The organism is Sulfurospirillum arsenophilum NBRC 109478 (assembly GCF_000813345.1).
In the GTDB taxonomy this organism is placed as follows: Bacteria; Campylobacterota; Campylobacteria; order Campylobacterales; family Sulfurospirillaceae; genus Sulfurospirillum; species Sulfurospirillum arsenophilum.
Genome location: NZ_BBQF01000004.1, coordinates 163098 through 175806, shown reverse-complemented (window position 1 = coordinate 175806; position 12709 = coordinate 163098). Strand labels below are relative to the sequence as shown.

Here is a 12709-nt window from a genome sequence, read left to right as displayed (position 1 = left end):
CATAGCTTCATATGCTCTTGTGCTACGAGTGTTATACCTCAATCGTAACAATCCTCATCTCTTTAGCTTCCCCTTTATAACCTAAAGCATTGGTGATAAAGCGTTTATCATGACGCGTGTAGTCATAAGAGGTATGATTATGTCCGTAAATCCAAAGATTGGCACGCATTGTTTGAATCAATTCTTCTGCATTAAAACAAAAAAATGATGTGGTAGGATTTTTCTCCCAACCTGGTGTTTGATGTTTCATCTCAATGCTTGGATTGTAATGACTAATCATAACATCACAGTGTTGATGAATACTTTCTAATTTGGTATATTCTTCTTGGTATAGGGCATCGAAATAATCAATCTTCATGTGTTTCTTATCATTGATAGCATCACCCCAAAGATCTTGTAAAAAAGCTTCAATATCACCATAGTAATAGGCTAATGTTTGCATGGCTTTAAGAGAGTGAAGATTTTTTTGAACATAAGCACTGTTATACCACCCCATAGCACCACCAAAGGTGATTCCCTCTAATGTAACTGTGGTTCCATCGAGGACAATAAATCCATTATTACGATACGCTTCTTTGGCAGCTTCTGCTTTTTGAATGCCACCTTTTGTATAGGTAGTGATGTATTCATGTCCAATAAGATAATAGTCATGATTGCCTAAAACCAGAATAATCTCTTGATAAAAGACTTCTTTGAGATGTTTGAGGATATGAACATTTTGTTCAATACTGTGTCCAATATCTCCTGCTAAAACTAAATAATCCCCTTTAGGTTTAAAGGTACGCCAAAAACCAACCACGGCATCTTTCGAAGGAAAGAAGGTAGGACTTTGTGTATGAGGATAGCCAAACCAGCTATCAAAATGGGTATCACTGAGAATATCAATTTTCATGAGAAAGGATTTCCTTATTTAAGCACTCTAGCAGAGCTTTAAAGGCATAAACCGTGTGTGTTCCACACCAACATTCACACAACGCTTATCTTCGTTGATTTTAGAGTGAATATGCCCATGGTAGTTTAAATCACAGTGACACCAATCAAACAGAGTTTCTAATACTGCTTTTCGTTCATTCTCAATCTCTTTGGCATATACATCATGATAAAAGCAGGGGTAATGAGAGAATAAGATACGTTTGCCTTGAAAGTCTTGAATCCAACAAATACACGATGACAAGAGTTCTTGAGAAAAAGTATCATGCAAGCGTTGTTCAATCATCTGTTTTTCTTCCAAAGGGATATCAAGCACAATGGCATCAATCACTCTTTCAAAACCATGTTCTTTTAAAAATGCTGTGCTTTTTTTAAAATCATGATTGCCTTTTAAAAGGGTAATCCTTCCTTTAAGCACTTTGGCATAATCCCAGCCTTTGGATTTAAATGCAAAATCCCCTAAATGCCAGACGTCATCTTCTTCACTTACAACACTGTTCCATAAATCAATCATCATTTCATCATCAATACTTTCACGTGAAGGTTCATAGAGTTTAATATTGTCATGACCAAAGTGGGTATCTGCAATAATGAATAATGACACAACGTTACCTTTAAAATAGACGAAATGAATTTGCAGTTATTGTAACGAGGATATGATGAGTGGAAGATTAACCTTAAATTTGTGATAGTTGGATTGAAATTATGTATAAAGAATATTTTTATTTGCTATAATCTGATGAAATAATCATACAAAGAAGCATCGTGAGACTGATTCATTTTTCGGACACGCATTTAGGCTTTAACGATTTAGATACAATCAATGATGCAGGTATTAATCAGCGAGAGGCTGATTTTTACGATACCTTTACACAAGTGATTGATGCGATTCTTCTTGAAAAGCCAGATTACGTCATTCATACAGGTGACCTTTTTCATCGTCCACATCCGTCGAATCGTGCCATTAGTTTCGCCCTTTCAGCGCTAAAACGCCTTAGTATCGCAAAGATCCCCACAATTATCATAGCTGGAAACCACTCAACACCTCGTACCCGTACCGCTTCGCCCATTCTCTTAGCGCTTAGAACATTAGATCATATTTATTCAGTTTTCGAAGAAGCCTATGAAAAGATTGAGTTTGACGATATCGTATTTCATTGCATCCCACACATTAACGATGAAACTGACAATTTACAAGCCATAGAGCTTTGTGAAAACTCTGTCGTTACAGGTAAGCGTAACGTTATGATGCTTCACTGCTCTGTTGGTCAAAAGTACATCATGGAAGAGTACGGTGAACGTGTCTATCCTCATGATAAAGAGTCACTTTTTGCTCAAATGGATTATGTAGCACTTGGGCATTGGCATGGTTTTGGTAAAGTTGGAAAGCATCCTAATGTTTACTATGCTGGCTCAACCGAGAGAACTAGCAGTGCTGATGTTAGAATCGATAAAGGCTATGTACGCATTGGGCTTGATGAAGATTTATATGTAAATCTTCAAACCATCACTCTACGCCCAAATTATAGACTAACGATTGATGCAACTAAAGATATTATTTTACAGCTTGAAGAATATGCTCAAAAAGAAGATATGCAAGGTGCACTACTTTACATTACATTAGAAAATCTTACCATTACCCAATCCATCGATATTGCAAACCATGATATTGAAGCTATTTTCCCTACAGCGTTGAGTGTTCAAATTCAACGTAAATTTGCTCAAAGTGAAAGTTCCATTTCATCAGAATCTGTTAGTGCAGCTTCTTTACAAGAGCATTTTAGTGCCTTTTTAAAAGAACAAAGTAACGATGAAGATGAATTTAAACGACTCAATTCAAAAGTCACTGAACTCTTTGCTCAATACGACGAGGTCAATGATGACGCTTAAAACACTTTCCCTTCAAAACTTTAAACGCTATGCTTTCTATGAAATGGCTTTCGAAGAAGGGCTATGTGGCATTTTAGGGCGTAATGGCAGTGGTAAATCAACCATCTTTGAAGCCGTTTTCTTTGCGCTTTATGGCGAATATAAAAACAAAGAGCTTCTAAAAACTGCTGGTACAGAGGGTAATGTCAAAGTTGAGCTGACCTTTTTTATCAACGAAAAAGAGTACACCGTTATTCGTGAGTTTCGAGGTCGGGTGATGACAGCTTCTGCCTCATTGAAATGTGGTGATGAAACAACCACTACAGGAGCAAAAGAAGTCACTGTTGCCATCACTAAGCTTCTTGGTATGGGAAAAGAGGCATTCTTGCACACCGTCTTTGCCTCTCAAAAAGAGCTTACCGCCCTTAGTTCTATGAAAAACGATGATCGTAAGACCATGATGCGCCGTCTTTTAGGCTTAGAGAAGATCGATAAGATCGAGGGATTGATCCGAGATACCTTACGAGATCTAAACCGTGATATCAAAAACGACTCTGCTCAGTTGATGAGCGAAGAGGCACTCAAAGCCTTGCAAACAGATCAAACTGCAAAAGAGCAAGCACTCAAAGCCCTTGAAGTACAGATCAAAACCTTAGAAGCCGAACAGCAAAAGATCAAACAGGCATATGAAAGCGCTAAAGCTGCTGTTGATCTTCAACAAAAAGCCAAAGAAGCCAAAACTCAAAAACTTCAAGCCGTTACCAAAGCCGAACAAAGTATCACTATCCATCAACAGCAACTTAAAAGCCTTGAAGAAGAGCTAAAAGAATTACAGCTAAAACAAAATGCTTATGAGAAAGACCTTCCTTTAAAAGCGAAGCTCTCAGTACTTGATAAAGTATTAAGTGTCCAAGATACTTTAAAGACAACCTTTTTAAAAAAGGATGCTTTGGAAAAAGAACTTGCACAACTTCGTATTGAATTTAACAATCGTAAAAATGAAGTTGCGTCACTTTTAAAAGAAATAGAACCGCTTGAAGTATTAAAAAAACAACTCATTGAACACCAAACAACACTCACGCAACACAAAGCCTCTTTACAAACCATTGAAACAGCAATGAATAGTATGAAAACACTCATCGCTACTCAAAATGTAAAGCTTTCTGAAACCAATGAAAAAGTAAAAAACATTACCAAATTGGGACGTGACTCTGCATGTCCTGTGTGCACAAGACCACTTCTTGACCAGTACGATAATGTCTTAGCCTCTTTAACCAAAGAGATGAACGATGTCATTTCTAAACAAATCGATGATGCCACAAAATCTCTGCAAATAAAAACACAAGAGCACCAAGCACAACAAAAATACGTTCAAGAATCTGAACAACTTTACAATGCGACACATACCAAAATAGCCTTGCTCACCAGTAAAACACAAGACCTTGCCAAAGCACAAAAGCTTTTCAGTGAAGTCGAAACCAGGGGCAAAGCCAATAAACAAGCTCTTGATGCATTAGGAACAATTATTTACGATGAAAAAGTACACGAGAAGATAAAAATAGAGCATAAAGCACTTAAAATTCAAGTGGATGAACTGCTCAAGCTTGAAGCACTTATTGCGACCATTCCTTTGAAAACAACTTCGTTTATTACACTTCAAAAGCAACTTGCAGAAGAACAAGTGGGACTCAAAGAATTATACAAAATTCTCAGTGCTGACACCTACAAAGAAGAAGTTCACACAAAAGCCATCGAAGAAGCTTCGCGCATAGAAAAGCAAAAAGATGCTCATATTGAACTGATGCATAAAACAGCTCTTGAGCAGTCAAATATCATTCATAGTATTGAATCACTTAAAAAAGAAATAGCACAAGATACAAAAGCGCGTGAAGCATTGAAAGTCAAAGAGAAAGACCAAAGCGATTACATCAAGCTCAAAGAGATTATGACAGAGTTTAAAACGCATATCAACGCAAGGGTAGCGCCTCGTATCGGTGAAGTGGCAAGTGAGATGTTTGTACGCATCACCAGAGGTAAATACCAACACATTGAAGTCAGCCCTGAATTTGACTTCTTTATTTATGATAATGGGGTTAAATACCCTATAGAGCGGTTTAGTGGGGGAGAGATAGACCTTGCGAACTTAGTGCTTCGCATTGCTATTTCTAAAACACTAGGAGAACTAAGCGGTGGGGGCAATATTGGTTTTTTAGCTTTCGATGAAGTCTTTGGAAGTCAAGATGAGGAGAGACGCATTCGTATTATGGAAGCGTTTCATACGATAAGTGAATCTTACAGACAAATCTTTCTTATCTCTCATGAAATGGAGATTAAAGAAATGTTTGAGAGGGTTATTGAAATTTAAAAAAAGGATAAATGTGAATAGTGTCAATAATATCGAATTAAGAAAAGAAGTTGAAAAAAAGATTGATGAAATTGGTGAGTTTTATTATGAAAATAAAGCAGTAATATTAACTGAAACAGATTTGCAATGTATTCTTTACAATAAATTATTAGAAATTAAGTCATTAAGTAGATTGGAAAGAACAAACAATGAAGAAGATATTAAGACTCATTATGTGCATACTGAAGTGTCTTGGTTTGATAATTATAGAAAACTCACAATGAAGCCAGATATTAGTTTGATTAATCCTTCGAAAATAACTATTGAGAGTGGTAGTAAAATAAAAATGCCTGCAAAAGGTTTTTATTTTCTAGAAGGTGGAATTATTTTTGAACTCAAATTCAATAGATATAAAAATGATAAAAGATTTTTACTCTCAATAAAAAAAGATTTTGATAAATTCACCAATTTATTAGCTGAAAATCCAGAAATTTTTTGTTACTTTGTAGTTTTTAGTAAAACTGATAATATGAGTGATGAATTTAAAGATTTTTTGGAAAAAAACGAAATGGGCTCTAATCATAAAATGATATATAAAACTGGACATATCACAATTTAAAAATGGAGCATGAAACGTGGAACCAATATACTTAGATTTACATATTCACACTTCTGAGAATGAAGACGATTTAAACCAAGATTATAATGTAGATTTACTATTATCTAAAATTCAAGAAACCAGCAAAGGTTCTACATTTTTAATTTCTCTAACAGATCATAATACAATTAATAAATTTGCATACATGAAATTGCTTGAGAAGACTAAAAATATAATTTTAGGTGTAGAGTTGCATATATGGAATACAGAGACAAAACCGCCTTACCATTGTCACATATATTTTGATATGCAAGACATCACAGAAATTGAAATAGATAATATCAATAAAATATTAGATGAATTATATCCAACAAAAAAAATCCAACCTCCTTATGAAAAAAAAATTAATATTGAAGAGATAATACGTAGATTTGATAATTATGAATTTTTATTATTACCACACGGCGGACAGAACCATAGAACATTTAATCTATCAGTAGATTCAAATTTTGATACTAGATTGGAAAAAAGCCTTTATTACAATCAATTTGATGGATTTACTGCTAGAAATGAAAAAGGTTTGGAAGATACAATCAAGTATTTTAAACGATTAGGCATTAATGAATTTGTTAATTTAGTTACATGTACCGATAATTATAATCCAGTTAAATATCCTAATGCAAAAGATGATGAAGCTAGCCCATTTATACCAACATGGATGTTTGCAGAACCTACGTTTAATGGATTAAGATTGTCTTTATCAGAGTCTACAAGATTAGTATATTCCAATGAAAAGCCGAAAATTTGGGCAGAATATATTAGAAGTGTTAAATTGAATAATGAATTTGTGACAATAAATGTTAATTTAACGCCAGGATTAAATGTTGTAATTGGTGATTCATCTAGTGGGAAAACCCTTTTTGTAGATACAATTGTATGTAAAAGTTCTAGTGACTTTTCTAAATCAAAATATAAATCATTTTTGGTTCAAGATGTAGAAATAAACAACCCGACAAACACAATTCCACATTATATTAATCAAAACTATATTGTTGAATTAATTGGGAATGGAAAAAATGAAATTGAAAAAATTGATATTATTAAAAATGTATTTCCTGATGATAAAAGTGTTAGGTTACAAATTGATACTGCATTGTTAAATTTAGAAAAAGATGTCAAAGTATTTATAAAATCAGTAGAAAATATTGAAAAAGCTGAAAAAGTTTTACAAAAAATACCAAGTTTAAATACTTTAATTCAGTTTAATGGTATCCAAGAGAATATAATTAAATTATTGATTCCTTCTTCAGAATTAAGTGCTCGTATAGACTATCCTGTAGCTATTTATGAGCATCATACAAAAAATCTTAAAGAAATAAAAGAGTTTATAGCAAAAAATCCTTTTGTCAATTATCAGGAATCGGATTTTGAGGCTATAGAACGTACAATCGAAAATGCATATAATCTTTCAACCTTTGAAAATCTCATTAGAGAACATATTAATGCTTGTAAAATTAATATTGACAATTTATTGTTATCATTAGATACGGAAACACAATCTAAAAGAGATAATTTTGAAAAACTTATTCAGAATATAGAAGAATATACTTCGAATCTAAAATTTTTTCAAAAACAGCTCATAAAATTATTAGGTTATTCCATTTCAATTGAAAGTAAACAAATTGAATCTTCAGGGCATAAACTTTCAATAGAATATAACTTTCAATTGAGCCAAGAAATAATTTTAAATACCATTAATAAGTTTTTAAAAACCGATTCAAAAATTGAAAGCCTTGATAATCTTTCTCCAAAAAAATTATATTTAGAACATTATAAAGATAGTCCAAAAATTGGTACATATGATGATTTTATAACTAAAATCATTGCAGAATTTAAATCAAAAGATAAAAGAAAATATAAAATTATCACAAGTGATGGCAAAGAATTTGAAAAGCTTAGTGCTGGTTGGAAGACTTCAGTCTTATTAGATTTGATTCTTGGCTATAAGGAAGATAATGCCCCATTAATTATTGATCAGCCAGAAGATAATCTTGCAAATGGGTATATAAATAAAGGTTTAATTGATGCTATTAAAAAAATAAAAATCTATAAACAAATTATAATAGTTTCACATAACGCAACAATCCCAATGTTAGGGGACGCTCAAAATATTGTTCTTTGTCAAAATGATGGGAAAATCAATATATCCTCTAATCCTCTAGAAGGTTATTTAGATGGGAAAAGTGTTGTTGATCAGGTAGCTTCTATTACTGATGGTGGAAAAATATCTATAAAAAAAAGAGTTAAAAAATATAATATGAAAAATTTTAAGGAGACTAAATGAAGTTGGTTTTTTTTAAAGAGGCTGGACAAATTAAAGTAAAACTTAATAATAATGGCACTGATATGACTTTTGACTATATTAAATTTATTGAATATTTATATGATAATAATGAATTGGAAGAAACTGAATTTGACAATACTATATCAAGAAATGAACAAGAAAAAATCATGGAAATGATTGCTAAAATTAATGAGACAGTTGTAAGGAATGACACCAAGACATTAGAATAGTTCATAAACATGATATTCTTGACTTGATACGCATCAAATTAGAACAAAATAATAATATAAAAAATAAAGGATTAAGATGTTTCAATTAAAGTTTAGTCCAGTAGTAATAAAACACTTGGGGCTAAGTATGTATAGTACATTACCACCTGTTTTAGCAGAATTAATTACTAATTCATATGATGCAGATGCTTCAGAAGTAAAAATCACAATAAATCAAAATCATAAATCAATAGAGATACTAGATAATGGTTGTGGAATGAATGCAGATGAACTGAATAATGATTTTTTACATGTTGGCCGAAACAGAAGAGAAAAAAATAAAAATGATATAACACAAAAATTTAAAAGATACGTTACCGGGAAAAAAGGAATTGGTAAATTATCTGTTTTTGGAATTTGTACGAAAATCTATGTTGAAAGTTGCAAAAATGGAAAAATTAATGCGTTTGAAATGGATTATAATGAATTAATAAATCGTGAAGATGATCAGCCATTAGATCTTGATCCAATAATTAATAATCAAGATAGTGCAAGTGCAAGTTATACAAAAATAATTTTGAAAGATCTTATGAGAAAAACCGAAATTCCTGTATTGGATACAGCGAACTCAATTTTAATAAGATTGAATTTTTTCGATAAGAATTTCGTATGTGTGATTGAAGATGGTCAATCGAGAACAATGTTAACAAAAGAGGCCAGAGAAATCCTTATTGAAACAGATCGACAGTTCGCATGGAATCTTCCTCAAGACTTTAAGGAATTGAATATTGATGAAGAAACAAAAAAATATTTTATAGATAATCAAATTAAAGGACGAATTATTACAACTAAAGATACCATAAGAGAGGCATTTAAAGGGATTACTCTTTATGCAAGAGGAAAATTAGCTAATAATCCAGAATTTTATGGAGTCAAATTAAGTAATTCTCACGCTTTTTCTTATATGAGTGGTTCTATAGATGTTGATTATTTAGATAAGGAACGTTCGGAAGAAAATATTTCTACTGCTAGAAATTCATTAATTTGGGAAAACGATGAACCTAGAAAACTTATGTCTCATTTACAACATGTTATCAAAAAAATTGGTTTAAAATGGAGAGAAAGAAGAATTGATGCACGAACAACTGAATTACAGTTAGTACATAATATTGATACAGAATGGTATCAAACAACAATCCAAAGTGGAACAGATCAAAAATTGGCAAAAAAAATTACAGATATAGTTATTTCATCAGAATTAGAAGTTTCAAAAACAAAAAATCTTATAGATTATGTTAAAGGAGCCTTTGAATTCCAAGTTTTTAAAGAATATGCACATGAACTAGAAGAAAATCCTGATGCCGGAAAACTTTTACAATTGTTACAAGATTGGGAAATAATTGAAGCACGAGAACAATATAGATTAGCAATTGGAAGAATTGAGACTATCGAAAAATTTGAACAATTAATTCATAACGATACATTGGAGGTTGCCAAAAAAAGCATTGATTCAATGCATCACTTTTTAAATAAATTTCCATGGATATTGGAGCCAAGATTAAATAGTTTGACTGACGAAGTAACATATAAAAAATTTCTAAAAGATGAATTTAATGACGATTCTGATGTAGATGAAGATAAGAGAATTGATTTTATTTGTAAAGGCGATAGAGATACATTATTTATCATGGAAATTAAGCGCTCTCAAAAAATGATTACTAAAAAAGAATTAGAACAATTAGAAGAATATTGTGATTTTATAAAAGCAACTATTTTAGAGCGTGGTACTAAGTCAGATCGAGATAAATATAAATATGTTAAAGGATATATTATAGGTAAAGCATTATCTCAAGATACAAGAACTCAAGTTAAACTAGAGAATATGGAAAGAAATAATATGAATTTTCTAAGTTATGAAATAATGTTAGAGCAAGCAAAGCAATACCATAAAGAGTTTATGGAAAGTTATGAAAAACTAAATCATTTGATAAAATTAAACTAAATATACATTATATTTGAAGCGGTATCTTGTAATATGAATTTTTTAGTATATTGCAGCAATAAATGTTTCTCCAACAGCTTTAGATAACTTAACTGGAACAGCATTTCCTATTTGTTTTGCTATTTGATTAACAGAGCCATAAAATTCATAATTACTTGGAAAACTTTGTATTAATGCACCTTCTCTAAGTGAAAGAGCTCTATCTTGCTCAGGGTGCCCAAATCGACCACTATGATATTGATGAAATTTTGTAGTAATTGTTGCGCTTAGTTTATTCCATGCAAGTCTGCCATAATTGTCTTTGAATGATTCCTTTTTTTTATGACATGATAATTTAAGCTCATCGTTCCATGCTGACCTCAATCCACCATTTTTAGGAGTTGCTTGAATGCGTTTGAGGTTTAATGGAGTTAATTGTTTGGATTGATGGAGTAAATCTTGTTTTGATGGTTGGTCATGTCTTATAGCTTCTAAATCGCCTATAATATGTCGAAGTGTAATTGGAGTTTCATACTGCAAATTTTTGAAAGATAGATTAAGTTTTTTTATTCTTGTTGCTATTAAAAATAGTCTTTTTCGATTTTGTGCTACTCCAAAATCTTTTGCATTTAAAACTGTATATTCATATTTGTAACCATTTTTTTCAAGCATTTGTATAAATTGTGCAAAATAAGGATTCTCTTCATTTAACCTGCTGACATTTTCCATTAGAACAAAATGTGGTTTTACTCCATTAATAATTCTTCGAAATTCATCAAGTAGTGTTTTTCTTGAATCATTTTGTTTTTTTCTAGTGTTAATCATGCTATATGGTTGGCAGGGTGCACAACCAGCCAACATTGTGTAATCATTTTTATTTGTGTGTTCTTTAAAAAGATATTTGATTTCTTTAATTGTGATATCTTGTATACTCTTATTAATAAAAACTGCGTGATTATTTTTTTCATATGTATCTTTGCATGATGACTCAAAATCGATTCCTGCAAAAACATTAATTCCTGCTAATTTGAGCCCATGTGTCAACCCACCCGCCCCACTAAAGAAATCGATTGCTTTAATATTTTTCATGGAAGACCTTTTATGAAATTAAGATACATATAAGTTGTATTATTTTAATATAATTTATTATAAATGTCAAGGTTGTTATATGTTTGAAAAAAAGCACAAAAAGAGTCATGGTAAACCAAAGGAAACTTTGAGCCAAAAATCCTCTGTAACGCTTCCTCAGTTTAAAGAAAGAATTCAAAAATTAGGGTATGGAATTACATCTTTTTCGAGATTTAGTGGAATTGCAAGAACTACAATTGATGGCTGGAAACCTTGCGAAGAAGATAAAAAAAAAGGGATAATATATAAGGTTCCACTCTATGCCATTAGGCTTGTTGAAGCTCTTGAAAAACAAAATGAGCTTGAAAGAAGAGAAAGAGAAAGGCGTTTTCAAATGGAAAAATTATATGAAATTAATACAAAATATTTTAAAGATTTTCAAACCATTTAAAGTTTATATGAATATTTTATTCTAAAAAACTTGATATTTAAATAGGTATTGGTCAAGTGTATTTTTAAATACAGTTTTACTTGATCCATATCACCCACAAATATCACGTTGATATGCTAATATCCCGCTTTAAAAAACATCTTCTTTAGTTAGGGCTTTCGTATGAAAAAAGCATTGTTTCTTATCTCATTATTTTCACTTATGCTCAATGCTGCACCAACTGCATGTCCACAGTTTTATGTAGATGGAGAAGCACCAGATATCGTAAATGAGAAATTGGTAGCTCAAACCAAAGAATTATGTTTTGAAGCATTTGGTGTCATGCATTCTGGTATTTCTAAAACACCTTTATGGAGTGCAGAGTATTTAACAGCATCAGCTATTGATGCAGATGTTCCTAGAAAAGATAAATTTCATGAAGAAACTCTTTTACCTCAAAGTGAAAGAGCCGAACTCAAAGATTACGCTAAAAGTGGTTACGATAGAGGACATATGAGCCCTTCTGCTGATATGCCAACTGAATCATCTCAAAGTGAGAGTTTTAGTTTAGCAAATATGGTTCCACAAGACCATAATCATAATACAGGTATCTGGTCTAATATTGAATCAGCAACACGTTACTTAGCTAAGAAAGAAGGATCACTGTATGTCATTACAGGACCTATCTATAAAGGAACACTCAAATCCATTGGTAATGGTGTATTAGTACCAACTTACATCTATAAAATTATCTATTCACCTAAACAACAAAAAGCAGCAGTATACTTTACCAATAATGAACCAGGAAAAGCCTATCACGTTATCTCTGTTAAAGAGTTAGAGATATTAAGTGGTATTAGCTTCTTCCCTAAAATGAGTGAAGAGAAAAAAACACAACTGCTAGGCTTGCCAGAACCAAAAGCTATGAAATAGACA

11 protein-coding genes are annotated in these 12709 nt (G+C 31.9%); 8 read left to right on the top strand and 3 right to left on the bottom strand.

The genetic code is table 11. The features are described from left to right. Window positions 1-31: 31 nt before the first annotated feature. Both SAR02S_RS11295 and SAR02S_RS13295 read right to left on the bottom strand, forming a co-directional pair. Window positions 32-892 (bottom strand): metallophosphoesterase, encoded by an 861-nt coding sequence (locus SAR02S_RS11295; RefSeq protein WP_041959768.1) that lies wholly within the window; start codon window positions 890-892, stop codon window positions 32-34. Between the two features lie 27 nt (window positions 893-919). Further along, the gene (locus SAR02S_RS13295; RefSeq protein WP_052433626.1) at window positions 920-1534 is read right to left on the bottom strand and encodes a metallophosphoesterase family protein; all 615 of its coding nucleotides are present in this window, start codon (window positions 1532-1534) and stop codon (window positions 920-922) included. A gap of 161 nt (window positions 1535-1695) precedes the next feature. Here SAR02S_RS13295 and SAR02S_RS11285 point away from each other — a divergent pair, with 161 nt between their 5' ends. The 6 genes from SAR02S_RS11285 (at window position 1696) to SAR02S_RS11260 (ending at window position 10296) form a co-directional block, all read left to right on the top strand. Then, entirely contained in the window at window positions 1696-2820 is a 1125-nt protein-coding gene (locus tag SAR02S_RS11285; RefSeq protein WP_041959766.1) for a metallophosphoesterase family protein, read from the top strand. Next, window positions 2741-5164: an AAA family ATPase gene (locus SAR02S_RS11280; RefSeq protein WP_084218507.1), complete on the top strand. Its 2424-nt coding sequence runs from the start codon at window positions 2741-2743 to the stop codon at window positions 5162-5164. Before SAR02S_RS11285 ends, SAR02S_RS11280 begins: the two co-directional genes overlap by 80 nt. 13 nt (window positions 5165-5177) lie before the next feature. Then, window positions 5178-5762, top strand: a complete 585-nt coding sequence (locus tag SAR02S_RS11275; protein WP_156961474.1) for a hypothetical protein — start codon at window positions 5178-5180, stop codon at window positions 5760-5762. A gap of 16 nt (window positions 5763-5778) precedes the next feature. Next, entirely contained in the window at window positions 5779-8085 is a 2307-nt protein-coding gene (locus tag SAR02S_RS11270; protein WP_041959760.1) for a PHP domain-containing protein, read from the top strand. After that, a complete protein-coding gene (locus SAR02S_RS11265; protein WP_041959758.1) occupies window positions 8082-8315 on the top strand; it encodes a hypothetical protein in 234 nt (77 codons plus the stop codon). The genes SAR02S_RS11270 and SAR02S_RS11265 overlap by 4 nt, the downstream gene beginning before the upstream one ends. A 76-nt stretch (window positions 8316-8391) precedes the next feature. Then, window positions 8392-10296, top strand: a complete 1905-nt coding sequence (locus SAR02S_RS11260; RefSeq protein WP_041959756.1) for an ATP-binding protein — start codon at window positions 8392-8394, stop codon at window positions 10294-10296. A gap of 42 nt (window positions 10297-10338) precedes the next feature. On the opposite strand, the gene SAR02S_RS11255 is transcribed toward SAR02S_RS11260, so the two are convergent. Further along, a complete protein-coding gene (locus SAR02S_RS11255) occupies window positions 10339-11364 on the bottom strand; it encodes a DNA cytosine methyltransferase (RefSeq protein ID WP_041959754.1) in 1026 nt (341 codons plus the stop codon). Between the two features lie 79 nt (window positions 11365-11443). On the opposite strand from SAR02S_RS11255, the gene SAR02S_RS11250 reads away from it, so the two are divergent. Then, complete coding sequence (locus SAR02S_RS11250; protein WP_041959752.1) at window positions 11444-11794, top strand: hypothetical protein; 351 nt, start codon at window positions 11444-11446, stop codon at window positions 11792-11794. 162 nt (window positions 11795-11956) lie between these two features. Continuing rightward, entirely contained in the window at window positions 11957-12706 is a 750-nt protein-coding gene (locus tag SAR02S_RS11245) for a DNA/RNA non-specific endonuclease (protein ID WP_041959750.1), read from the top strand. The last annotated feature ends 3 nt before the right edge of the window (window positions 12707-12709 follow it).

Coding starts and splice junctions, on each gene's coding strand:
- SAR02S_RS11280 (WP_084218507.1), top strand. CDS start 2,741: ATGAAGATGAATTTAAACGACTCAATTCAAAAGTCACTGAACTCTTTG.
- SAR02S_RS11265 (WP_041959758.1), top strand. CDS start 8,082: ATGAAGTTGGTTTTTTTTAAAGAGGCTGGACAAATTAAAGTAAAACTT.
- SAR02S_RS11260 (WP_041959756.1), top strand. CDS start 8,392: ATGTTTCAATTAAAGTTTAGTCCAGTAGTAATAAAACACTTGGGGCTA.
- SAR02S_RS11250 (WP_041959752.1), top strand. CDS start 11,444: ATGTTTGAAAAAAAGCACAAAAAGAGTCATGGTAAACCAAAGGAAACT.
- SAR02S_RS11295 (WP_041959768.1), bottom strand. CDS start 892: ATGAAAATTGATATTCTCAGTGATACCCATTTTGATAGCTGGTTTGGC.
- SAR02S_RS11245 (WP_041959750.1), top strand. CDS start 11,957: ATGAAAAAAGCATTGTTTCTTATCTCATTATTTTCACTTATGCTCAAT.
- SAR02S_RS11255 (WP_041959754.1), bottom strand. CDS start 11,364: ATGAAAAATATTAAAGCAATCGATTTCTTTAGTGGGGCGGGTGGGTTG.